General features: G+C 65.3%; 24 protein-coding genes and 1 tRNA gene. 9 read left to right on the top strand and 16 right to left on the bottom strand.

What is annotated here, in order from left to right:
* The first annotated feature begins 57 nt into the window (after window positions 1–57).
* The 3 genes from QM741_RS11395 to QM741_RS11385 all read left to right on the top strand — a co-directional run bounded on the left by QM741_RS11395 (window position 58) and on the right by QM741_RS11385 (window position 2,022).
* Complete coding sequence (locus tag QM741_RS11395; RefSeq protein ID WP_415207810.1) at window positions 58–546, top strand: hypothetical protein; 489 nt, start codon at window positions 58–60, stop codon at window positions 544–546.
* Window positions 547–570: 24 nt separating this feature from the next.
* Window positions 571–1,059 carry a GNAT family N-acetyltransferase gene (locus QM741_RS11390; RefSeq protein WP_415207809.1) on the top strand — a complete coding sequence of 163 codons (489 nt, stop codon included), beginning with the start codon at window positions 571–573 and terminating at the stop codon, window positions 1,057–1,059.
* A gap of 306 nt (window positions 1,060–1,365) precedes the next feature.
* Window positions 1,366–2,022, top strand: a complete 657-nt coding sequence (locus QM741_RS11385; RefSeq protein WP_415207808.1) for an HNH endonuclease — start codon at window positions 1,366–1,368, stop codon at window positions 2,020–2,022.
* A gap of 49 nt (window positions 2,023–2,071) precedes the next feature.
* Here the strand turns inward: QM741_RS11385 and QM741_RS11380 are convergent.
* Together QM741_RS11380 and QM741_RS11375 are read right to left on the bottom strand one after the other, a co-directional pair.
* Window positions 2,072–2,147, bottom strand: a tRNA-Phe gene (locus QM741_RS11380).
* A gap of 76 nt (window positions 2,148–2,223) precedes the next feature.
* The gene (locus QM741_RS11375) at window positions 2,224–2,460 is read right to left on the bottom strand and encodes a hypothetical protein (RefSeq protein ID WP_415207807.1); all 237 of its coding nucleotides are present in this window, start codon (window positions 2,458–2,460) and stop codon (window positions 2,224–2,226) included.
* Here QM741_RS11375 and purB point away from each other — a divergent pair.
* On the top strand, window positions 2,459–3,826 hold the full coding sequence (gene purB, locus QM741_RS11370; RefSeq protein ID WP_415207806.1) for an adenylosuccinate lyase: 1,368 nt from the start codon (window positions 2,459–2,461) through the stop codon (window positions 3,824–3,826). The two genes, QM741_RS11375 and purB, sit on opposite strands and share 2 nt — an antisense overlap.
* Before the next feature lie 39 nt (window positions 3,827–3,865).
* Here purB and gstA read toward each other — a convergent pair whose 3' ends face one another.
* Window positions 3,866–4,486 (bottom strand): glutathione transferase GstA, encoded by a 621-nt coding sequence (gene gstA / locus QM741_RS11365; protein WP_415207805.1) that lies wholly within the window; start codon window positions 4,484–4,486, stop codon window positions 3,866–3,868.
* Window positions 4,487–4,663: 177 nt separating this feature from the next.
* Here gstA and QM741_RS11360 point away from each other — a divergent pair, with 177 nt between their 5' ends.
* The 3 genes from QM741_RS11360 to QM741_RS11350 are packed head-to-tail and all read left to right on the top strand — an operon-like array spanning window position 4,664 to window position 6,829.
* A complete protein-coding gene (locus QM741_RS11360) occupies window positions 4,664–5,071 on the top strand; it encodes a winged helix-turn-helix transcriptional regulator (protein WP_415207804.1) in 408 nt (135 codons plus the stop codon).
* Window positions 5,068–6,282, top strand: a complete 1,215-nt coding sequence (locus tag QM741_RS11355; protein ID WP_415207803.1) for a JmjC domain-containing protein — start codon at window positions 5,068–5,070, stop codon at window positions 6,280–6,282. Before QM741_RS11360 ends, QM741_RS11355 begins: the two co-directional genes overlap by 4 nt.
* Window positions 6,283–6,286: 4 nt before the next feature.
* Window positions 6,287–6,829, top strand: coding sequence for a Smr/MutS family protein (locus tag QM741_RS11350; RefSeq protein ID WP_415207802.1), 543 nt, complete (start codon window positions 6,287–6,289; stop codon window positions 6,827–6,829).
* Between the two features lie 195 nt (window positions 6,830–7,024).
* On the opposite strand, the gene truD is transcribed toward QM741_RS11350, so the two are convergent.
* The 9 genes from truD to QM741_RS11305 form a co-directional block, all read right to left on the bottom strand.
* Window positions 7,025–8,044, bottom strand: a complete 1,020-nt coding sequence (gene truD / locus QM741_RS11345) for a tRNA pseudouridine(13) synthase TruD (RefSeq protein ID WP_415207801.1) — start codon at window positions 8,042–8,044, stop codon at window positions 7,025–7,027.
* Window positions 8,045–8,093: 49 nt separating this feature from the next.
* Window positions 8,094–8,609: a 2-C-methyl-D-erythritol 2,4-cyclodiphosphate synthase gene (gene ispF, locus QM741_RS11340; protein ID WP_415209116.1), complete on the bottom strand. Its 516-nt coding sequence runs from the start codon at window positions 8,607–8,609 to the stop codon at window positions 8,094–8,096.
* Entirely contained in the window at window positions 8,609–9,310 is a 702-nt protein-coding gene (gene ispD / locus QM741_RS11335; protein ID WP_415207800.1) for a 2-C-methyl-D-erythritol 4-phosphate cytidylyltransferase, read from the bottom strand. The genes ispF and ispD overlap by 1 nt, the downstream gene beginning before the upstream one ends.
* Window positions 9,297–9,623, bottom strand: a complete 327-nt coding sequence (ftsB, locus tag QM741_RS11330) for a cell division protein FtsB (RefSeq protein WP_415207799.1) — start codon at window positions 9,621–9,623, stop codon at window positions 9,297–9,299. Before ftsB ends, ispD begins: the two co-directional genes overlap by 14 nt.
* A 12-nt stretch (window positions 9,624–9,635) precedes the next feature.
* Window positions 9,636–10,946, bottom strand: a complete 1,311-nt coding sequence (gene eno / locus QM741_RS11325; protein ID WP_415207798.1) for a phosphopyruvate hydratase — start codon at window positions 10,944–10,946, stop codon at window positions 9,636–9,638.
* 17 nt (window positions 10,947–10,963) lie between these two features.
* On the bottom strand, window positions 10,964–11,761 hold the full coding sequence (locus QM741_RS11320; protein WP_415207797.1) for an FkbM family methyltransferase: 798 nt from the start codon (window positions 11,759–11,761) through the stop codon (window positions 10,964–10,966).
* An 18-nt stretch (window positions 11,762–11,779) separates the two neighbouring features.
* Window positions 11,780–12,601: a 3-deoxy-8-phosphooctulonate synthase gene (gene kdsA, locus QM741_RS11315; protein WP_415207796.1), complete on the bottom strand. Its 822-nt coding sequence runs from the start codon at window positions 12,599–12,601 to the stop codon at window positions 11,780–11,782.
* 97 nt (window positions 12,602–12,698) lie between these two features.
* Complete coding sequence (locus QM741_RS11310) at window positions 12,699–14,360, bottom strand: CTP synthase (RefSeq protein WP_415207795.1); 1,662 nt, start codon at window positions 14,358–14,360, stop codon at window positions 12,699–12,701.
* Between the two features lie 82 nt (window positions 14,361–14,442).
* Window positions 14,443–15,390, bottom strand: coding sequence for a sulfotransferase family protein (locus QM741_RS11305; RefSeq protein ID WP_415207794.1), 948 nt, complete (start codon window positions 15,388–15,390; stop codon window positions 14,443–14,445).
* A gap of 342 nt (window positions 15,391–15,732) precedes the next feature.
* Here QM741_RS11305 and parE point away from each other — a divergent pair, with 342 nt between their 5' ends.
* Together parE and QM741_RS11295 are read left to right on the top strand one after the other, a co-directional pair.
* Window positions 15,733–17,649: a DNA topoisomerase IV subunit B gene (gene parE / locus QM741_RS11300; RefSeq protein ID WP_415207793.1), complete on the top strand. Its 1,917-nt coding sequence runs from the start codon at window positions 15,733–15,735 to the stop codon at window positions 17,647–17,649.
* 229 nt (window positions 17,650–17,878) lie between these two features.
* On the top strand, window positions 17,879–18,196 hold the full coding sequence (locus QM741_RS11295) for an HNH endonuclease (protein ID WP_415207792.1): 318 nt from the start codon (window positions 17,879–17,881) through the stop codon (window positions 18,194–18,196).
* Between the two features lie 108 nt (window positions 18,197–18,304).
* On the opposite strand, the gene QM741_RS11290 is transcribed toward QM741_RS11295, so the two are convergent.
* From QM741_RS11290 to QM741_RS11275, 4 genes are all read right to left on the bottom strand, one after another.
* A complete protein-coding gene (locus QM741_RS11290) occupies window positions 18,305–19,867 on the bottom strand; it encodes a thioredoxin-like domain-containing protein (protein WP_415207791.1) in 1,563 nt (520 codons plus the stop codon).
* A 16-nt stretch (window positions 19,868–19,883) separates the two neighbouring features.
* The gene (gene msrB, locus QM741_RS11285; RefSeq protein WP_415209115.1) at window positions 19,884–20,408 is read right to left on the bottom strand and encodes a peptide-methionine (R)-S-oxide reductase MsrB; all 525 of its coding nucleotides are present in this window, start codon (window positions 20,406–20,408) and stop codon (window positions 19,884–19,886) included.
* A 68-nt stretch (window positions 20,409–20,476) separates the two neighbouring features.
* A complete protein-coding gene (hutG, locus tag QM741_RS11280) occupies window positions 20,477–21,259 on the bottom strand; it encodes an N-formylglutamate deformylase (protein WP_415207790.1) in 783 nt (260 codons plus the stop codon).
* Window positions 21,260–21,479: 220 nt separating this feature from the next.
* The gene (locus tag QM741_RS11275) at window positions 21,480–23,195 is read right to left on the bottom strand and encodes a hypothetical protein (protein WP_415207789.1); all 1,716 of its coding nucleotides are present in this window, start codon (window positions 23,193–23,195) and stop codon (window positions 21,480–21,482) included.
* Window positions 23,196–23,202 lie beyond the last annotated feature (7 nt).

Genomic DNA, 23,202 nt, shown 5'->3' with positions numbered 1-23,202 from the left:
CATACGCCCACGGTTTTGGCTAATGTAGTGGTCCGTCCACATCGATTCCGCCCCGTCATGGCTCACCCGCTGCGTTTCGCCAACCTTGTCGCCCGCATCGCCCTTCTGGCCGCCACGGTCGTGCTTGCCGGTTGTTTCGGCGGCGGCCGCAACCATCCGATCAATCCGCCGAACGCCTCGATCCAGTTGCTCGAGGTGCAGCCGGACGGCCGCTGGAAAGTCACCCTTCGCCTGGAAAATTTTTCCGACCTCACCCAGCACTATTCGACGCTGAAGGCGAACCTGCGCATCAGCGGCATCGACACGGGCGAAATTTCACTGAACCCGGAGATGGACGTGCCCGGACTCAACGCCGACACGATCGACACCACGATCACCCCAGGCGGGGACCTGCACAAGGCGTTCGCGCTCGATGCGAAATCGCCCGGCGGCGTGCCCTACGAACTCAAGGGCACGATCGCCATTCGCGGCGCGAACAAGGACTTCAAGTTCGAGCACAAGAGCCGGCTCTCGCCGGTGCCCGGCATTCCGAACCAGTATCGGTAGCCGGGGCGAAAGAGGGCAAGCGCCATGAACGACAACGCGCCGGAAGCCGAGGTCTACCTGCGTCTCGCCCATGCCGACGACGATGAATTCATCCTTTCGCTCGCCGATCGCTTCGCCGAATTCGAACTGCCGCCGTGGCGCAAGCGCAGCGAAACGCTGGCTGGGATCCGCCGCGACATCGAACACCATCTGCGCACGCTGCCGCCGGCCTCGCACCTGTTCGTCGCCGAAGACGAGGACGCGATGCCACTCGGCTTCCTGCACCTGCAGACGCGCAAGGACTTCTTCACCGGCGCGCAGAACTGTCACATCGCCGACCTCGTGGTCGCGAAGGAGCACGAAGGCCGCGGCGTCGCCGCCGCGATGCTGCGCTTCGCCGACGAATGGGCGCGCGAACACCGCTGCCGCTTCCTCACGCTCGGCGTGTTCCCGAACAACGAACGCGCGCGCAGACTCTACGAAGATCATGGCTTCGGCGTGGAGATCCTCAGCATGGTCAGGCCGGTCGGGTAACCCCGGTCGCAATGCGCCGGAACCCGCTTCCGCCAGCCGCGCAGTCACCTGGCATTCGCAAAAATCGCGTAAATTCGGCTATGCTGCCACCCCGGATACGATCGTTTGGGAACATTCGGAGGAGCGTAGCGAGCGAAGGCAGGTTGTGCGACGCCGGAGCGCAGGAACCGGAGCATACAGATGAAGTATGTGAGGATTCCGAGCACCGCCGGCGCGCAAGATGCCGAGCGCAGTAGCTCAGCCGAATGTTCCCTTGGCAGCGAATCGCCCAAGCCCGCCCTGCATGGCGCCATTGGTGAATACCGGATGCCGAGTCACAGATCACACCCCGTTTCGACGAAGCCCTCGAATCTCGAACTCGACCGCTCGGTCCTATTCGAACCGCGCAAGGTCAGCGACATCCATTCCACGCGCGTGTTGTCGCTCGATTCCAACGGCCGCATCCTCGACTGGATTTCCTGGCAGGAGGCGGTCTGCCTCTACGTGCGCGACGCGGTGTCGTGGACGCTCGGCAATCCGTGCCTGACGATCCACGGCGGCACCAGCCGGCTCACCGGCGAACAGACCACATTGGACCTGCATCCGATCGTCGCCAGCCGCGGCCACGCGCGCCTGCACGGCATCGATCCCGCGCCCGCGCTGACCAACGCCGCCCTGTTCGCGCGCGACCGCATGCTGTGCCTGTACTGCGGCGAACATTTCTCGCGCGGCGAACTCACGCGCGACCACGTCGTGCCGCTGTCCAAGGGCGGCCGCGACAGCTGGGAAAACGTCGTCAGCGCCTGCCTCGCCTGCAACATCCGCAAGGGCAGCCACACGCCGCAGCAGGCGAGTATGCCGCTGCTCGCCGTGCCGTACCGACCGAGTTGGGTCGAGCACCTGATCCTGTCGAACCGCAACATCCTCGCCGACCAGATGGAATTCCTCGTGAACCATCTGCCGAAGAATCGCCACAGGATGTAGCGCCGATCACCCGGGGCCATTCGTACTTCCGGGGGGACTTGATCGGCAATGGTGGCCAGGGACGGAATCGAACCGCCGACACGGGGATTTTCAGTCCCCTGCTCTACCAACTGAGCTACCTGGCCGATGAGGTTTTCGATGCGGGGCGCAGAGGGCGCTGCCGCGGAAGGGCGCGTATTACAGCGGCTTGACGCCGGCGAGTCAAGGGCGGGTTGCTTCGCGTCGGACAATGATCGCAAAATCCGATGTATCGTGCAGGCTCGCGACTTCGAAATTCGCGCGTTCGAATTCCCGACGAACCTTTTCTCTATAGTCTTTCGTGGAAGAAAACCAGCAAAACCCGAATTCCCGCTTTCGCGGGAACGACAGTCCGCAGGCTTTTCCTCGCTCGCCCTTCGCCGCTTCCCGATCTTTGCAATCCGAAACCGAAACAGCCATGCCCCACTCCGCCCTCACCGCCCTGTCGCCGCTCGACGGCCGCTACGCCGCCAAGGTCGAGGCGCTGCGCCCGATCTTCAGCGAATACGGCCTCATGCAGCGCCGCGTCCTCGTCGAGGTGCGCTGGCTGCAGGCGCTCGCCGGCGAAAAGTCGGTGAGCGAAGTCGCGCCGTTCTCCGCCGCGGCGAGCGCGAAGCTCGATGCGCTCGCCAGTGGCTTTTCCGTCGCCGACGGCGAGCGCGTCAAGGAGATCGAGCGCACGACCAACCACGACGTGAAGGCGATCGAGTACTTCATCAAGCAACGCATCGGCGACGACGCGGAACTTGCCAAGGCCACGGAATTCGTCCATTTCGCCTGCACCAGCGAGGACATCAACAACCTCGCCTACGCGCTGATGCTGCGCGACGCGCGCGACGGCGTGCTGTTGCCTGCGCTCGACGGCGCGATCGCGAAACTGCGCGAACTCAGCGTGGCGAACGCCGCATTGCCGATGCTGTCGCGCACGCACGGCCAGACCGCCTCGCCGACCACGCTCGGCAAGGAACTCGCGAACGTCGTCGCGCGCCTCGAACGCCAGCGCAAACAGATCGCGAACGTGGAAATCCTCGGCAAGATCAACGGCGCGGTCGGCAACTACAACGCGCACGTCGTCGCTTATCCCGAAGTCGACTGGCCGGCGCTGTCGCGGCGCTTCGTCGAATCGCTTGGCCTGACCTTCAACGCCTGGACGACGCAGATCGAGCCGCACGATTTCGTCGCCGAACTCTGCGATGCGGCGCGCCGCACGAACGTGATCCTGATCGACCTGTGCCGCGACGTCTGGGCCTATATCTCGCTCGGCTACTTCAGGCAGGCGCTCAAGGCCGGCGAAGTCGGCTCGTCGACGATGCCGCACAAGGTCAATCCGATCGACTTCGAGAACGCCGAAGGCAACCTCGGCGTCGCCAACGCGCTGTTCGGCCATTTCGCCGAAAAGCTGCCGATCTCGCGCTGGCAGCGCGACCTGACCGATTCCACCGTTTTGCGCACGCTCGGCGCCGCGTTCGGGCACACGCAGATCGCGCTCGATTCGCTGATGCGCGGCTTGGGCAAGCTCCATATCGACGAGACGCGGATCGCAGCCGACCTCGACGCGAGTTGGGAAGTGCTCGCCGAAGCGGTGCAGACCGTGATGCGCCGTCACGGCCTGCCGGAGCCCTACGAACAGCTCAAGGCGCTGACGCGCGGCCAGGGCATCACGCGCGAGTCGATGCGCGGATTCATTTCCGGCCTTGCGCTGCCCGATGCCGACAAACAACGTTTGCTCGCGCTGACTCCAGCCGGCTACGTCGGCCTCGCCGGAGCGCTCGCGAAGAACGTTTGAAAACGACCGGAACGATTCCGCGCTCCGGCCGTCCGCGCATCAGGCCGCCTTGTGTCTGGCGAGACCTTCCGCCGCCATCGCTTTCTGCACGGCAGGCCGTGCGGCGACGCGTTCCTGGAATGCGGCCAGCGCGGGGAACGCGGACAAATCCACGTGCGTGGCTTTCGCCCAGCGCGTCACCACGAACAGATAGGCGTCGGCCGCGCTGAAATCCTTGCCGAGCAGCCAGGGCTGTTTCGCGAGGATGGCGTCGAGCAGCGCGTAGCGCTTTTGCAGGTAGGCCTTGCGATTCTCGCGCGTCTGCTCGGGCGTATCGGCCTGGAACAGCGGCGAATAGGTCTTGTGGATCTCCGAATTGATGTAGCCGAGCATCTCCTGCAGGCGCACGCGCGCGAACGTGCCGTTCGCCGGAACCAGCGTGTTGCCGGGCTTGAGGTCGCCGAGGTATTGCACGATGGCGGGGCCTTCGGTGAGCAACTGGCCGTCGTCGAGTTCGAGCGCCGGCACGTAGCCTTTCGGATTGATCGCCAGGAAATCCGCGCCAGCCTCGGTTTTCTTGGTCTTGGTGTCGACTTTCTCGAGCGTAAGCGGCACACCCAGTTCCTGCGCGACGATGTGCGGCGATAGCGAGCAGGCGCCTGGCGCATAGTAGAGTTTCATGATGCTTGTTTCCTTCTGTTGAAGACAGTTCGATTCACGCCCGCACCGTGCGACCGCCGCGGCGCAGGGTTCGGTATCGTAATCGCAGATGGTTACTCGCGGATACCATCTAACCTCCGGTTACCGGTAAAATGCGGTATCCAGCGGGTAACGTGCAAACCGTCGAGCAACCACGCCATGGGCCTGCCGCTGCGCAAGAGCAAAGTCGAACCGCCTCCCCCCTGCCCGCTGACCAGGAGCCTGCATCTGCTGCGCGGCGCCTGGGCGCCGAACGTGATCTGGGCGCTGTCGGGCGAACCGCGCCGCTTCGGCGAGCTGCGCCACGACATTCCGGCGATCTCCGCGCGCGTGCTGTCGGCGCGCCTGCGCGAGCTGGAAACGCGCGGCCTGGTTTCGCGCCACCTGCTCGATACCTCGCCGCCGTCCGCCGAGTACGCGCTCACCGAACTCGGCCGCGAGATGATGCCGGCGATCAGGGCGCTGATCGCGGTCGGACACAAGCTGCCCGAAGTCGACACGCGCAAGCGCGCCGCCGCGCGCCATGCCGGAAAAAAGGCGTCGTCTTCGCTGCGGGTTGCCGCATGAAACCCCGCGCAACGCGCAACGCGGTGCCCGCCATCGAAGTGCGCGCGACCCCGCGCCATCCGCTCGGCATGCCGCCGCGCGCGTTTCTGCGCGACTACTGGCAAAAGCGCCCGCTGTTGATCCGCGGCATGTTTCCGGGTGGCGTCGCCGCGGTCGCGCCCGAGGATCTCGCCGGCCTCGCCTGCGAGGAAGCCGCGCTGTCGCGTATCGTTTTACACGACGAAAAACACAACCGCTGGACCCTGCGCAACGGTCCGTTCCGCGAACGCGATTTCGCCCGGTTGCCGAAGACGCGCTGGACCTTGCTCGTGCAGGACGTCGACAAGTGGGACATGGACGTCGCCGGGTTGCTCGACCGCTTCGCCTTCCTTCCGTCGTGGCGCATCGACGACGTGATGGTGAGCTACGCCACCGACGGCGGCGGCGTCGGCCCGCACGTCGACCAGTACGACGTGTTCCTCGTGCAAGGCGTAGGCTACCGGCGCTGGAGCATCGATGCACGGCCGCGTGCATTCGCGCCCGAGGCGTTCCGCGACGACAGCGAACTGAAACTGCTGCGCGAATTCGCGCCGACGCACGAATGGCTGCTCGATCCGGGCGACGCGCTCTACCTGCCGCCCGGCGTGCCGCACGACGGCGTGGCGATGGGCGAATGCACGACCTACTCGGTCGGCATGCGCGCGCCGTCGCGCGCGGAACTGCTGTTCGACTTCGCCGAATTCCTCGCCGAGCCGCTGACCGAGAACGACCGCTATGTCGACCCCGACCTCGCCCCAGCGTTCGATGCGGGCGAGATCGACGACGCGGCACTGGCGCGCGCACGGGAAGCGATGCCGCATTTTACCCATGTGGACAAATCCACTTTGGCGCACTGGTTCGGCCGTTTCGTCACGCGCTACCGCAGCGCGCAGGCCGTTGCCGCGCCGGGGCGCGCGATCGGCCTTACCGACCTGCGCAAGCACCTGCCGCGCTCGACCGTGCTGCGCAATCCGTTCAGCCGCTGCGCCTGGCGACGCGACGGGCGGCGCGCGGAGCTGTTCGTCGCCGGCGAGGCGTGGGCATGCCCGACCATGTTCGCGCGCCTGCTTTCGGCGCGGAGCGAGATCGACGGTCGCGAACTCGCCCCGCTTCTTGCCGACGCGGGCACGCTGCCGCTGCTGAAATCGCTCATCAATGCGGGGCATCTCCAACTCGCAAAGCGCCGGGCGTAGCGCGATGAAAAAGCGCGCCGCCGTCGTCAGCGAGGAAGATCGCGAACTGTTCGCCCGATCGATCGGCGCGGTGCGGCCGATCCGCCGACGCGTCGTCGAGGACGACCGGCCCAAGCCCTCGCCCGAACCCGTGCAATCGCGACTCGACGAGGCGCGCGTGCCGGGCGAACTGATCGATTCGGTCATCGATCCCGCGCTCATCGAGGTCGGCGAGGAATTGAGCTATCTCAAGGACGGCCACTCGCCGCTGCTGCTGCGCAAGCTCAAGCGCGGCCAGTTCAGCGTCGCCGACGAGATCGACCTGCACCAGATGACCCAGGCCGTCGCGCGCGAGGCGATCGCGCGGTTTCTCGCCGAGTCGCGGCGCGAACGCCGCCTCTGCGTGAAGATCATCCACGGTAAAGGACTGCGTTCGCGCAACGAAGGGCCGGTGCTCAAGCGCCTGGTCGACGGCCTGTTGCGCCGGCGTGCCGACGTGCTCGCCTTCGCCTCGGCAAAGGCGAACCAGGGCGGCACGGGCGCCGTGATCGTGTTGCTGGCCAATTGACCGTGTTCGCGGAACCGCAAAATTCCAGACGACATGGTCGCCACGGGCCGTTGGTGGGGTGAGCTTGCGAACCCCAACATCCATCCGCATCGTCAATCCGACGCCGCCCGATCCTCCGGTTGCGTTTGTCCGGCTGGAATGCACAACGTTGGAGTTCGCTGCGCTCACTCCAACCCACGAACTGCCGAAGCGAAGTCAATTCGCGCTGCGGTAATCGAAAATTTCTCTCAATAAAACCGTCGCATAAGAGCCAGAGCTCAAATTGAAACTCAGCTCGGCGCCGGCATCCGGCAACCAGCGGATGGTCAACTCGCTTGGACGCAGGACGAGGCTGCGGCGTGCCTGCCGCAGGCCATTCGCGACCAATCCGGCGGCCAGTTCGGGAAATTGCCTGGCGACGGAATGTTCCAGTTCCGCCACCGCATCGCGCGTGCGCAACTCGCCGGCGCCCCACATCGGTCCGGTCGGCGCGATGTCGCCCGCCACGTGGCGGGCGAGCAATTTTGGCGTGAGCGGTTCCGGCCCGAAGATGCTGTGCGAGCCGGCGAGCATGAACACGTCGCCGTCCAGCGGCGTGTTCCATTCGCCCCGCTCCACACGCGCGGCCAGCACCGCGTTGAACAGGTGCGAGCGCGCGGCGGACAGAAGCAGCGAGCGTTCGTGGCGCTGCACGCGCCTGCCGGCGAACATCGCGCGCGCCTTGCCGAGATTCGCCGACTCGCGCCCGAAGCGCTGTTCGCCGAAATAGTTCGGGACGCCGTGTGCGCGAATCTCCTCGACGATTTTGTCGGCGGATTCGCGCTCGCCTTCGATGCCGCGAACAACGATTCTGAAAAAATTTCCCTTCAACGCGCCGCGTTGCAACTTGCGATTGTGACGCGCGGATTCGATCACGCGAAACTCCGCATGCGCAAGCGCCGTCCAATCCGGATCGGCCTTGCCGGGCAGGTGCAGCGAAAACGTCTGCCGCGCTACGGCGTAGCGATCTTTCAGCCCGGCGTGACTCACCGCATGCACGGGAATCCCGGCACGGTGCGCCAGCTCGCGCCCGACCCAATCGGTATTCGAGCCGCGCTTTTCCACGCGCACGAAAACATGCTCGCCCGCGCCGTCGGGCGCGAAGCCGAGATCCTCATCGACGAAAAAATCCTCGGGTGTGGAACGCAGGACGCCGCGCAATGGCGGGCCGCCGAAAGCGTGCGGCAAATTTGTCATGTTTTTGTTTCCGTCATTCCGGCGAAAGCCGGAATCCAGTTTTCAGGATTCACGAGTCACGAGCAAGAGCTGGATTCCGGCTTTCGCCGGAATGACGAGCTACGAGCAGCACGACAGCAAACGCCGCGATGCCCTCGCCGCGTCCGCTGAAACCGAGCTTTTCGCTGGTCGTCGCCTTGATGCCGACTTGATCGACCGTGCAGCCGAGATCGGCGGCGAGATTGGCGCGCACCGCATCCGCATGCGGCGCGATCTTCGGCGCCTCGCAGACGATGCTGACGTCGGCGTTGCCGAGCGTGAACCCGCGCTCGCGCATCAGCTCCGCGCAACGGCGCAGGAAGATGCGGCTGTTCGCGCCGCGCCAGCGTTCGTCCGATGGCGGGAAATGCCGGCCGATGTCACCCAGCGCCAGCGCACCGAGGATGGCGTCGCACAGCGCATGGATGGCGACGTCGCCGTCGGAATGCGCGACGACGCCGCGCGCATGCGCGATGCGCACGCCGCCTACGACGACGTGATCGCCCGGCCCGAAGGCGTGGATGTCGATGCCTTGGCCGATGCGCATCATGCCGTTCTCGCCAGAAGGAATTCGGCCAGCGCGAAATCCGCCGGCGTCGTGACCTTGATATTGTCCTCGCCGCCTTCGACGAGCAAGGGCTTGTGCCCCGCGAGTTCCATCGCCATCGCCTCGTCGGTGACGGCGACGCCCGCCGCATGTGCGGACTCGAGCGCGGCAACGAGTTCACCGAGGCGGAACAATTGCGGCGTCAACGCGCGCCAGCGCGCCTCGCGCGGCTCAGTCGCGGCCGCGCGCCCTTGCGCATCCGCGCGCTTGAGCGTGTCGCGCACGGGCGCGCCGAGCAGGCCGCCGCCCGCCGGTACGCCGTGTTCGATCAGGCGCGAGATGTCCGCCGCGCGCACGCAGGGCCGCGCCGCGTCGTGGACGAGTACAAAATGGAAATCATCCACTTTGCCGCGCAAGGCGCGCAGGCCCGCGAGCACCGAATCGGCGCGCCCGTCGCCGCCGGTCGTCGTCGCGACGGGTTTGCCGTCGAGTTCCGAAAATCGCGGCCAGCGCGCATCGTCCGCGGCCAGCGCGACCACCAGCCCGGCGATGAGCGGATGCGCAGCGAGCCGCTCCAGCGTATGCAACAGCAGGGGCTTGCCCGCGAGCGGCAGGTACTGCTTCGGAAGATCACCGCCGAAACGCGCACCGCGGCCCGCCGCCGGCACGACGCACCAGAGCGCAGCGTCAGTGCTGGGCATCGTTCTTCTTGTCCGCCCCGACCCTGGCTTCGCCGGGCGCGGGCTCGACGACCTGGTAGAAGACCTCGTCGGGCTTGATCAGGCCGAGTTCGGTGCGCGCGCGTTCCTCGATCGCGTCCTTGCCGCTGCGCAGATCCTCGACGTCGGCCTGCAACTGGTCGTTGCGCTGCTTGAGCTTCGCGTTCTCGGCCTTCTGCTCGGCGATCTGCGCCTGCAAGCGCGCAATCTCGCGAAAGCCCCACTCGCCGGCCCACAGCTTCACGCCGAGGGCCAGCAGCAGCGCAAGCAAGATCAGGGCAACCCAGCGCAGCACGGGAATGCCCGCTCAGACGAGGCCGGGCAGGTTCGGGAACGCGTTGCGGCCGGCGTACTTCGCCGCCGCGCCGAGCGCGCCCTCGATGCGCAGCAACTGGTTGTACTTGGCGACGCGGTCGGAGCGACACAGCGAGCCGGTCTTGATCTGCGTCGCCGTGGTCGCCACAGCGATGTCGGCGATGGTCACGTCCTCGGTCTCGCCCGAGCGATGCGAAACGATCGACGCGTAGTTCGCCGCGCGCGCCATCGCGATCGCTTCGAGCGTTTCGCTCAGCGTGCCGATCTGGTTGACCTTGATCAGGATCGCGTTGGCGATGCCCTTTTCGATGCCTTCGCGGAAGATCGCCGGATTGGTCACGAACAGGTCGTCGCCGACGAGTTGCACCTTCTTGCCGAGCCGGTCGGTCAGCGCCTTCCAGCCGTCCCAGTCGCCTTCGGCCATGCCGTCCTCGATCGTGATGATCGGATACTTCGCGACCCATCCGGCGTAGAACTCGACGAGTTCGGCGGACGAAAATTTCTTGCCCTCGCCTTCGAGGTGATAGGCGCCGTCCTTGTAGAACTCCGAACTCGCCACGTCGAGGCCGAGATAGACGTCCTTGCCGGCCGCGTAGCCGGTCTTGGCGATCGCTTCGAGGATCGTCTCGATCGCCTGCTCGTTCGACTTGAGGTCCGGCGCGAAGCCGCCCTCGTCGCCGACCGCCGTGTTCAGGCCCTTGCCTTTCAGCACCGACTTCAGCGCATGGAAAATTTCAACGCCCGCGCGCAGCGCCTCGTAGAAACTCGGCAGGCCGACCGGCAGCACCATGAACTCCTGCATGTCGACGTTGTTGTCGGCATGCGCTCCGCCGTTGACGATGTTCATCATCGGCACCGGCAGATGCAGCGGCGCGCCGGCCGCGAGCGAGGTGTTGATGTACTGCCATAGCGGCTGTTTCTTCGACGCGGCGGCCGCATGTGCGTTCGCGAGCGAGACGCCGAGCAGCGCGTTGGCGCCGAGCTTGCCCTTGTTGTTCGTGCCGTCGAGCGCGACGAGTTTTCCGTCGAGGCCCTTCTGGTCGTCCGCGTCGAAGCCCTTGAGCGCAGCGGCGATCGTCGTGTTGACGTTGGCGACCGCGTTCTTCACGCCCTTGCCGAGGTAGCGCGCCTTGTCGCCGTCGCGCAGTTCGACCGCTTCGCGCGAACCGGTGGACGCACCGCTCGGGACTGCGGCGCGGCCGAACGAGCCATCGGCGAGCGTGACGTCCGCTTCGAGCGTGGGATTGCCGCGCGAGTCGAGGATTTCGCGGGCGTAAATGGACTTGATCGTTGTCTGAGTCATGAGAATAAAAAAGTTGTTTATTTGTGGGCGCTAATGATGCCGGTTTCGAGTTTTAGCGCACGGGTTATGAGGTTTCGGTATTCGTGTGTCCGGAAACCCAAGTCATGTAAAAGATCCAAAAGCTCTCGATGCGTGCGCGGCGCGACATACGCATCGTGGTATTCGAACATGATCTCACGGATCGATCCGAGCAACACCTTGTCGGCATTGAGCAGGATATCGAACTCGGCGCCTTCGATGTCCATTTGCAATATATCGATGCGCTCCAGGCCTTCACGACGAACGAATGCGTCAAGCGTCATCGCCGGGCAATCGTATGTCGCTTCCGCGTCGACACTCATTCGGAAGATCGAATGACCACCGGAATTGAACGGATTAGCATTGATTGAAATGTGATTGATAGCGGGATCGCCAACGATGGCAAGATTGAACGCCTTGACGTTCGTTATTCCGTTGTGTGCGATGTTGCGTTTCAATATCTCGAAATTTGCCGGCATCGCCTCAATCGCGTAAACGACGCCGCAAGGCCCGACGAGATGCGCGTAATTCAGTGTAGAAGTGCCGATATGACCGCCGAGTTCAATGACGATATCGCCTTGGTTGACGGTGACTGTCTGATAATCTTTCGCGCCCCACTGTTCCCAGAGCACCAACTTGTCCAGCGTGTTCGGCCGATAGAGAATCTTCTGATCGAAAGGGTTTGTGTAAACGCGAAGCCCCGAATCGGGAACATCCGGGTCGCGCGGCGAGAACATGCTCGCCACAGGGAACACGACTTTCGAAGCAAGCATAGCGACGAAATCACCCGGGGTCATGGGTTCGATACTCGCAACTCAAAAAGAAGAATGAGCCTTCACCAAACGATCGATCGCATGGAGCACCTCCAACAGCGCTTGCATATTGCCGAGCGGCCAAGCATTCGGCCCGTCGCTGAGCGCCTTATCCGGATCGGGATGCGTTTCCATGAACACACCGGCGACGCCCACTGCGACCGCCGCGCGCGCGAGCACCGGCACGAATTCGCGCTGGCCGCCTGACTTGCCGCCGAGGCCGCCCGGCAATTGCACCGAGTGCGTCGCATCGAACACGACCGGGCAACCCGTTTCGCGCATCACCGCGAGGCTACGCGGATCGGAGACCAGGTTGTTGTAGCCGAAGCTCGCGCCGCGCTCGCAGACGAGAATGTCGTCGTTGCCAACGGCCTTGGCCTTCTCGACGACGTGCTGCATGTCCCACGGCGCGAGGAACTGGCCTTTCTTGATGTTGACCGGCCGGCCGGCGCGCGCGACGTTCTGGATGAAATCGGTCTGCCGGCACAGGAACGCCGGCGTCTGCAGCACGTCGACGACGGCGGCGACTTCGTGCATCGGCGTGTATTCGTGCACGTCGGTCAGCACCGGCACGCCGACCTGGCGCCTGACTTCGGCGAGAATGCGCAGCCCTTCCTCCATGCCGGGACCGCGGAAGCTCGAACTTGAGGTGCGGTTGGCCTTGTCGAAACTCGACTTGAAGATGAAGGGAACGCCGAGCCTGCCGGTGATTTCCTTGAGCCTGCCGGCCGTGTCGATCTGCAACTGCAGCGACTCGACGACGCAGGGGCCGGCGATCAGGAACAGCGGCTTGTCGTTGCCGACTTCAAAGCCACAGAGATTCATGCGCTCATCCTTGATCGCGAGATCAAGAAGCGGCCATCCATGGTCGCACTTTTCAAAAAAAGCCTGCAACCATCGCGACGGCCCGGAATTTGGATATTCACGCGGCCCCCGCCAGCTTCGGCGCCTCGCGCAACGCCTTCTGCTCGCGCGCGGCGCGGATGAAGCCGTAGAACAACGGATGGCCGTCGCGCGGCGTCGAGGTGAATTCGGGATGGAACTGGCCGGCGACGAACCACGGGTGCTTCTGCGGCGAAAGTTCGATCATCTCGACGAGTTCGTCGTCCATCGACACGCCCGAGATGACGAGGCCGAGTTCGGCGAACTTCTGCCGGTAGTTGTTGTTGAACTCGTAGCGGTGGCGGTGGCGCTCGCGGATCACGTCCTGGCCGTACATCTCGCGCGCGAGCGTGCCGGGCTTGAGCCTGGATTCCTGCGCGCCGAGGCGCATCGTGCCGCCGAGATCGGAATCCTCGCTGCGATGCTCGACTTCGCCGCTCGAACGGGTCCATTCGGTGATCAGCGCAATCACCGGATCGGCAGCGAGGCGGTCGTTCTCGCTCGAATTCGCGCCGGGCAAACCGGCGATGTGGCGCGCGAAATCGACCACGGCCGCGTGCATGCCGTAGCAGATGCCGAAGTACGGAATCCTGTTCTCGCGCGCGAACTGCGCGGCGAGAATCTTGCCCTCGAAACCGCGCTTGCCGAAGCCGCCCGGCACGAGGATGCCGTCGACGCTGCGCAGCATCTCGGCGCCGTGCGCCTCGATCTCCTCCGACTCGACCCAGCGCAGATTGACCTGCGTCGCCTGCTTGAGGCCGCCGTGGCGCAGCGCCTCGCCGAGCGACTTGTACGCGTCCTTGTGCTCGACGTACTTGCCGATGATCGCGATGTCCACCGTATGCTTGGGATGCTCGACTTCCTCGACCACCTTGTCCCATTCGGCGAGATTCGCCGGCTTGGCGTCGAGCTTGAGATGCGCGACGGCGAGATCGTCGAGGCCCTGCTTGTGCAGCCAGGCCGGAATCGCATAGATCGTGTCGAGGTCGACCGCGCTGATCACGGCCTTCTCGGGGACGTTGGTGAACAGTGCGATCTTGTGCCGCTCGCTGTCGGGCAGCGGCGTCTCGCAGCGGCACAGTAGCACGTCGGGCTGGATGCCGAGCGCGCGCAGTTCCTTGACCGAATGCTGGGTCGGCTTGGTCTTGATCTCGCCGGCGGCCTTGATGTACGGCACCAGCGTGAGGTGCATGAACATGACCCTGTCCGCGCCGTGCTCGATGCGGATCTGGCGGATCGCCTCGAGGAACGGCTGCGATTCGATGTCGCCGACCGTGCCGCCGATCTCGACCAGGGCGACGTCGAAGCCGCGCGTCGCCTCGAAGATGCAGTGCTTGATCTCGTCGGTGATGTGCGGAATCACCTGCACGGTCGCGCCGAGATAGTCGCCGCGACGCTCCTTGCGGATCACGCTCTCGTAGATCTTGCCGGCGGTGATCGAATTCCTGCCGCTCAGGCGCGTGCGCACGAAGCGCTCGTAGTGGCCGAGGTCGAGGTCGGTCTCGGCGCCGTCGTCGGTGACGTAGACCTCGCCGTGCTGGAACGGGCTCATCGTGCCCGGATCGACGTTGATGTAGGGATCGAGCTTCATCATCGTCACGCGCAGGCCGCGCGCTTCGAGGATGGCCGCGAGCGACGCCGACGCAATGCCCTTGCCGAGCGAGGACACCACGCCGCCGGTAACGAAAATCAGGGGAGTCATGACGCAGCAGTTTCCGGTGCCGGTAAAGCGACAGTTTACTCCGCTTCACCGGCCCGGGCGAGACCGGGCCGCCGAACTCCGGTCAAGCCGGTCGCGCGATCGGCGGGCGAGCCGTAGCGGATGCTTGATTCGCGGCCATGGCCCAGCCGTTGCGCAGGCAGGTTCGGCACACCTTTTCGAGTTCGAGCAGGGTTGGATCGGGCGGCGATATCTGCGGAACCCCGGCCACCTCGACCGGCCCGTCCGCATCGCAGTGCTGCACGAGCCAATCGAACAGTTTCTGTTGCCCGTCGTCCAGCCGCGCATGCGAACAGGGCTCGCTGCGATCGAGCCGACCATCCAGCACGCTGCCGAGTCGATCGAGATCGAACTGCGCCAGTCCTGCCGCGCCGAGTTCGTTCAATCCGCGCCACAGGCGGCGATGCTGCGCATCCCGGTCTTCGAGCATGCGCGCGTAGGAGACGAACAAGACGCGCTCGCCAGTCAAGGCGGACAGCGCGCTCTGCATGTACTTCTGCCACAACGCCAGCAGGAAATCCGTGGTGAACGAATCGGGAAACGCCGCCATCAGCGAGGCGGCGATCTTGCGCGGATCGCGCACCACGACGACGTGCGCCCGCGCCGTGGCGAACTCGTGCCAGACCGGCAGCATCAGGCACAGGCGTGGGTCCTTGATCACGAGCGAGGCGTCCGCGTGCGCGATCCGGCGGACGATGCCCTGCAAGTGGGCAGCCAGTGCATGACGCCGATCCTCGTCGATACGCTCGATCTCGAAGTTGGCCAGGGTGCCCCAGGCGAAACCGCTGCTTTGCAGGAAACGCTCGTGCTCGGTCACGATGTCGGCGCGCTCCCAATAGCCGGTGGGATTGATGTCGGGATGCGCCGGAACGAGTTCGTTTTCCTCGCCGACGAACGCACCCATCAAATTGATCGCATGTGCGAGCACGGACGTGCCCGACCGATGCATGCCAACGACGAAAATGATCGGCGGTTCGGATCGGGAAAGCTTGCGGGTCGTGACCGGGTCCATCGTTCTGCAGTCGGGTAAGGAAGGGGGCTGTCACCGCGCCGCGCCCTCCCACAGCCATCGCATGCAATGGCCGCCCCCCCTCGACAACGCGCGGTGACGACTTGCAATACCGCGACGGCGATAATAGCCCGCGGTTGACAAACAACCGTGAAACTTCCGGAAAGTTTATGTAAAGCCTTGTGCGTGCCCGCCGAGCGACGAAGCGGCATTCGCCGCCGCCGTTCGACTTGATCGGACCCGGGACAATCGCCACACTTCGCCGTTTCAGGATGTGCGTGCATCGCACGAACAACCAACCGGCGCCCATCCGGACCTTATCCACGAGAATATTCGACCTATTGCATGAGCAGCAGATACAACGCCGCGGACATCGAAGTCCTTTCCGGCCTCGACCCGGTCAAGCGCCGGCCGGGCATGTACACCGACACATCGCGCCCGAACCACCTGGCGCAGGAAGTCATCGACAACTCGGTCGACGAAGCGGTCAACGGCCACGCGACGACGATCGAGGTGATCGTGCACGCCGACGGCTCGGTCGAGGTGACCGACGACGGCCGCGGCATGCCGGTGGACATCCATCCCGACGAGGGCCGCCCCGGCGTCGAGGTGATCCTGACCAAGCTGCATGCGGGCGGCAAGTTCTCGGGCAAGAACTACAAGTTCTCCGGCGGCCTGCACGGCGTCGGCGTGTCGGTGGTCAATGCGCTGTCGCAGCGCGTCGAAGTGGCGATCCGCCGCGACGGCCAGATCTACCGCATGAACTTCAAGGACGGCGAGCGTGCGAGCAATTTGTCCGTCGTCGGCAGCGTGCCGAAGAAGCAGACCGGCACGACGCTGCGCTTCTGGCCCGATCCGAAGTATTTCGACTCGCCGAAGATCAGCCTGCCGAAACTCAAGCACGTACTGCGCGCCAAGGCGGTACTCTGCGCCGGCCTGACCGTGCGCTTCGCCGACGACGCGAGCGGCGAGAAGGAAGAGTGGCACTACGAGGACGGCCTTTCCGATTATCTCAAGTCGATGCTCGGCGCGAACGACTATCTGCCGCCCGAGCTTTATCAGGTCTCGCTCAAGCGCGACAAGCATGAAGTCGATTTCGCCCTCGCCTGGCTGCCCGAGGGAGAACTCACGCAGGAAAGCTACGTCAACCTGATCCCGACCGCGCAGGGCGGCACGCACGTCAACGGCCTGCGCACCGGCCTCACCGACGCACTGCGCGAGTTCTGCGACATCCGCAACCTGCTGCCGCGCGGCGTCAAGCTCGCACCCGAGGACGTGTGGGATCGCTTGAGCTTCGTGCTCTCGCTGAAAATGGAGGAGCCGCAGTTCTCCGGCCAGACCAAGGAACGCCTGTCCTCGCGCGACGCCGCCGGCTACGTCGAGAACGCCGCACACGACGGGTTCTCGCTCTACCTCAACCAGCACACGGACATTGGCGAGAAGATCGCCCAGCTCGCGATCGAGCGCGCCGCGCTGCGGCTCAAGGCCGAAAAGCAGATCGTGCGCAAGAAGATCACCCAGGGCCCCGCCCTGCCCGGCAAGCTCGCCGACTGCGCTTCGAGCGACCTGTCGCGCACCGAGCTGTTCCTCGTCGAAGGCGACTCCGCCGGCGGCAGCGCCAAGCAGGCGCGCGACAAGGACTTCCAGGCGATCCTGCCGCTGCGCGGCAAGATCCTCAACACCTGGGAAGTCGATTCCGGCCAGGTGCTCGCCTCCGAGGAAGTGCACAACCTCGCCATCGCGATCGGCTGTGATCCCGGCAAGGACGACCTTTCCGGCCTGCGCTACGGCAAGGTTGTCATCCTCGCCGACGCGGACTCCGACGGACTGCACATCGCGACGCTGCTGTCCGCACTGTTCGTCAAGCACTTCCCCGCGCTCGTGCGCGAAGGCCACGCCTTCGTCGCGATGCCGCCGCTGTTCCGCGTCGACGTCGGCAAGCAGGTGTTCTACTGCCTCGACGAAACCGAGCGCGACGCGATGCTCGAGAAAATCCAGCGCGAGAAGATCAAGGGCGCGGTCAACGTCACCCGTTTCAAGGGGCTCGGCGAGATGAATCCCTCGCAGTTGCGCGAATCGACGATCGACCCCGACACGCGCCGCCTCGTCCAGCTCACCGTCGGCCTCGCCGTCGACGGCAGCGCGATCGAGGGCGACGACGGCACCGCGAAGGTGATGGACATGCTGCTGGCTAAGAAGCGCGCAGCGGATCGGAAGGAGTGGTTGGAGACGAAGGGGGATCTTGCTTCACTGGAGGTTTGATTGGGTTAGGCGAGGCTTGACCAAATTCAGGGATTCGCATTAATCTCCAATCATCCGGATTTCAGGTTCATGGCGCTATTCGTGCATGGACTTTGGGTACACGCGAAGAACGTGGCGTTGGTAGAAAAATCTTCACCAGCGTACCGAACGTACTCTAATAGGGGCGGTCGGCTCATTTTATGAGCCTGCGCGCCCACCCAAAGCACCGCAGGCTCAATCCAAGGAGCCAATGATGCGGTCGTCACATATCAAGATCATTCACCTACGCCGGAAGGCTGCAAATAGGCAAGGGCGCCGTTGCTACTACTGCAAGCGGCTCATGACATCCCAATCGCAGTTGCGCTGCACAGCCGAGCATCTGGTAGCTCGTGCAGATCATGGGAAGAACTCAAAATCAAACATCGTCGCTGCTTGCAAATTCTGCAATGCCATGCGTCATCGGCTGTTCCCTCGCCTACTTGCGCCAGAGTACGCAGCAACTGTCAAAACTCTCGTGAACCTCAATAAATGGCATGAACACCATCCTGCGTGGAAGAGTCTTGCCTAGCCCATAGCCCGTAGCTCGTTGGGGTGAACGCGTAAGGCGGGGTGAACCCCGCCCTACCCAATCGGTTGCGTAGGGCGGGGCTTGACCCGCCGAATCTTCTGCGGCAATTCAGCGCGCCCAGGTGCGCGAAGTCCTGCTCGACGGCCGGAATTCCTCGATGCGGTGGTTGCCGGTGTCGACGAGCAGCACGCGATCGGGCGAGGCCACGGCGATGCCGGCCGGCTCGCGCAGCGGATAGCAGACCGGGTCGGTGCAAGTATACTTTCCGCCGTCGAATTCGCTCACCGTCTTCTGCTTGAGGTCGAGCGTGCGCACGCGGTTGTTGTAGGTGTCGGCGACGAGCAGGCGTTCGCCGGCGACGGCGACGGCGAGCGGATGCTGCAGGCGAGCGATGTCGAACTTGCCGTCGACGCGGCCGAAGTCGAACAGGCCCGCGCCGACGACGGTCCAGGTGCGGTCGCCGGCGTCGAGGCGGATCGCGCGGATCGCCGAGCTTTCCGCGTCGGCCACGTAGAGCGTCGCGCCGTCGCCGCTCAGCGACAGGCCGCTGGGCTGCGCGAACGCGGCCTCGGCGGGCAGGCCCGATTGCAACGCCTCGTCGCCGTTGCCGGCGAGGCGCGCGAGCTTGCCCGTGGCGAGATCGAGCACGCCAATCTGGTGCGTGCCGGCGTTGGCGAAGAACAGTTTCCCGCCTTTCTTTTCGAGATCCCACGGCGAGGCGAGCGCGGCCGTCGCGCCCGCCTGCGGCGCCGAGGCGAGCAGCGTGCCGCGCTTGCCGGTGCCGGCGAGCGTCGTCACCGCCCCGCTCGTGCGGTCGATGCGGCGGATCGCATGGTTGCCGGTGTCGGCGACGAAGATCGCATCGTCCGCGGCGATCAGCCCCTGCGGATGATCGAAACGGGCGACGCCCGCCGCGCCGTCCCTGAACCCGGCCGTGCCGTCGCCGAAGCGACGCAAATCCTTGCCGTCGTCGTCGAGCAATACGATCTGGTTGTGGCCCGCATCGGCCAGCGCCCATTGCTTCGTGTCGCCCGGTACCGCCTTGAGCTTGCCCGGAAACAGGAAGCGGCTGTTCGGCGTTTCCTCGAGTCGCAACGCGAGCTTGGCGGGCTTCAATTCGCCCGCCCGGCCCGCGCGCGCGACGATGTCGCCGATCGCCTGGGCGAAGCGCCCGGGGTCGGGTTCGCCGGCAATCCGGCCGACGATGTTGCCGTCGGGCCCGACGACCACGAGTGTCGGCCACGCCTGCACGTCGTAGGCGTTCCACAACGTCATCTTCGGATCGTGGATGACCGGGTGACGCAGTTCGTAGCGTGCGATCGCGTCCTTCAGGCTCGCCGCGCTCTTCTCCTCGGCGAACTTCGGCGAGTGCACGCCGATCACGACGAGTTGCTCGGGATATTTTTCCTCGACGCCGCGCAGGATCGGAATGATGTGGATGCAGTTGATACAGCCCTCGGTCCAGAAATCGAGGATGACCACGCGTCCGCGCAGCGAGGCGATCGGCAAGGGCTTGGTAACGTTGAACCATTCGAGGCCGTCGCGCGCGATTTCCGGTGCGGGCTGGTCGGCGGCGGCGGCCGCGCTGCGCATGCGCAGCACCGCCCCGAGCGCCACGAGGACGATCGACAGGCAGACGACGAGCAGGCGATATCGATTGGCGGATTTCATCGGCATGCCTGCGCTGTCATGCGGCCGGCTGGAATTCGAGTGCCGTGCCGTTCATGCAATAGCGCAGCCCGGTCGGCCGCGGACCGTCGTCGAAGACATGGCCGAGGTGGCCGCCGCAGCGCCGGCAATGTACCTCGTCGCGCAGCATGCCGAGCGAATGGTCCTTGCGTTCGCCGACCGCGTTCGGCAACGGTTTCCAGAAACTCGGCCAGCCGGTGCCGCTGTCGAACTTGGTCTGCGACGAAAACAGCGGCAGCGCGCAGCCGGCGCAGGCGAAGATGCCGCGTCGCTTTTCGCGGTCGAGCGGGCTCGAATACGGATACTCGGTGCCTTCTTCGCGCAGGATGCCGTATTGCGCGGGAGTCAGGCGCGCGCGCCATTCGGCGTCGCTGTGCTGGACCTCGAACGCCTCGCGTTCCGCCGCGCGCACCTGCGCGACGCCCGACAGGCGCATCCGTGCCAACCACGCGCCGGCACCGAGTGCGCCCGCGGCGGCGAGCCATGCGCGCCGGCCGTGACTATGGGTTTCGTTCGTCGCCATGATGCGTTCCTCCACGATTTGCCGCATGCGCGGCCCTCGACCAATAGACGCGATCCGGTCGCAAAACCTTACACGGCCAGCGCCGCTTCGAGCAGGCGGCGGATCAACGCTTGCGTCGGCGTGGCGAGTCCGTCGCGATATTCGAACGAATCCTCGTCCATGTAGTTGAGCTGGGCGAGTTCGAGCTGCACGGCCTGCATGCCGTTGGCCGGATCGGCGTAATGGCGCGTGATGTAGCCGCCCTTGAAGCGTCCGTTGACGATAAAAGTATATTTTTCCTGCGCGGCGAGCACGGCTTCGAGACGCCGTTGCAAAGCCGGCGTGCAACTCGCGCCGGCCGCGGTGCCGAGATTGAAATCGGGCAGTCGTCCATCGAACAGGAACGGCACGCGCGAGCGGATCGAATGCCCTTCCCAGAGCACGACGCGACCGTGCGCCGCCTTGATGCGCACGATCTCGCCGGCCAACGCGGCGTGGTACGGCTTCCAGTAACGTTCGACGCGCTGCGCGATTTCTTCGGGCGATGGTTCCTGCCCTTTCAGGTAAACCGGCTCGCCCGAGAATTGCACGACCGGACACAGCCCCGTCGTGTTTTGCCCCGGATACAGCGACACGTCGTCGGGTGGACGGTTGAGGTCGACGACGTAACGCGAGTAGTTCGGCACGAGCATCGACGCGCCGAGCTCGCGCGCGAATGCGTACAGGCGCGAGACGTGCCAGTCGGTGTCGGGCACGCGGCGCGCTTCCGGCACGAGACGCGCTGCGATGTCGCCGGGCAGCGCGGTGCCGTCGTGCGGCAGCGAGACGAGCAGCGGCACGGTGCCGCGGTGAAGGGTGCAGATATCGCTCATGATTTTCGCGTCCGTTGTCGGGAGAATCTTTCCTTCTCCCACCGGGAGAAGCCGCGTCACCAAAGCGCCGGATGAGGGAGAAGCCTCGCACAATTCAGCAGCGTTGAGGTTTGTTGCGCCTCTCCCTCATCGGCCTGCCGGCACCCACCCCGTTCGGCATCCTGCCTCACCCTCAGCGGACTGTCGTCCGCTTCGACCCACCGGGAGAAGGGTCGCTCCGTCATATGTCGTCGAATTTTCCGGGGCACCATAGCCGCCACGCTTCGCGCAATGCGGCGCTCAGCTCGCGCGCATGGCGATCGGCGTCGCACAACCGCCCGCGTACTCGCTCACGCAACGTCACGCGTAACTCGCGCCGCCGCGCCGCATCGTCCGCGAGGCCGATTGCACAGCGCACGTAGTCGTCGGCGTTTTTCGCGATCAACTCTTCGAGTCCCAACGCGGTCAGCAAACTCGCGCTTTGCCGGCTCACCATCGTCTCGCCGATTCGCGTAACGACCGGCACGCCCATCCACAGCGCGTCGAGACTCGTCGCACAGCCCGAGAACGGAAACGGATCGAGCGCGATATCGACGTCGGCATAGTCCGCCAATGCCTGCGCATGCGAGCCGTAGCCGAGCAGTTCGAGCCGCTCGGCGGCGATGCCGTGCTTCGCGCAGCGCGCAAGGAAATACGTACGGTCGTCGGCCACGTCGAACGCGCGCGCCTTCAGGCGCAGCACGCTCTGCGGCACGCCGGCGAGAATGCGCGACCAGGCCGCGAGCACGTCGTCGTTGATTTTGTTGACGCGATTGAAACTGGCGAAGCGCAGCGGCGCGGTTTCGCGCGGAGCGACCTCGGGCGCATCGGCCGGTGGCGACCAGCACAATCGCCCGGACGGCAGGGCCAGCACGCGCTCGCTGTAGCGATGCGCGAACGACGGCGGACTCAGCACCGCATCGCTGATCAGCACGTCAACCGCATCGGTGCCGGTGCTGTGGAAATAGTCGAGCCAGGTCGCCTGCACCGGCGCGGGCCGCCGCGCGAGCGCGCGCAGGCGATTGCCGGGACTGTGTCCGCTCAGTTCGACGAGCACGTCGATGCGGTCGGCGCGGATCGCTTCGCACAGCGCCGCGTCGTCGAGGTCGTCGACGCGCCGCCATTCGTCGGCCGCCGCGCGAAAGCGCACCGTCGCGGCATCGTCGACGCCGCCGAGGTCGTAGAGCACGTGCTTCGCTTCGCGGCGATCGAACCGCTCCAGCACCGGAAGAAAAAAGTCCGCGACGAGACCGGAGAAGAAACGCGGCGACAGCCAGCCGATGCGCAGCGGACGATCCGGGTCGGCGTGCGGCGTCTGCGCCGTCCAGCGCGGCGCGACGCGCGGCATGTGCTTCGCGGCCCAGGCGCGATGCGCGTCGGCGATCGCATCGGCGGAAATCGCTGCGTCGTGCTGCATCGCGATCAACAGCGCGTCGTGCGCGATCGCGTCGCCCGGCACGATGTCGACGATGCGGCGGTATTCCTCGACGCTGGCGGCCGCCTCGCCGCGTTCGGCCAGCAGGCTCGCGCGCAGCATGCGCGTGGCGCGATGCCAGGGTACCGCGCGCAGCAGCGCATCGGCGGCGGCGAGCGCCGCACCGGGGCGGACTTGCTGATCGTGCAGGCCGGCCATGCCGTAGGCGCGTTCGATGTCGTGGCGGGCGCACACTTCCGCGTCGTTCGGCAGTTCGCGCCGCAACTGCGAGAGCACGATGAAGGCCGGCATCGCCTGGCCGTATTGCGTGAGCCGCAGCGCCGTATCGAGCGCGAGCTTTCGCTCAAAGGCGAGCGCGGGTAGCGGCGCACGCAAGCGCCGGGCGATGCCGGCGAACTGCTGCGCGATTGCCGCCGCGGAAAGCCATTCGAGCAGCGCTCGCGCCGGCATCGCACCCGGGGCAGCGGACGTCGGCGCGCTCATGCCATGC

It is taken from the genome of Rudaea sp., assembly GCF_047601565.1.
In the GTDB taxonomy this organism is placed as follows: Bacteria; Pseudomonadota; Gammaproteobacteria; order Xanthomonadales; family Rhodanobacteraceae; genus Rudaea.
This window is presented reverse-complemented; position numbering and strand designations above follow the sequence as displayed.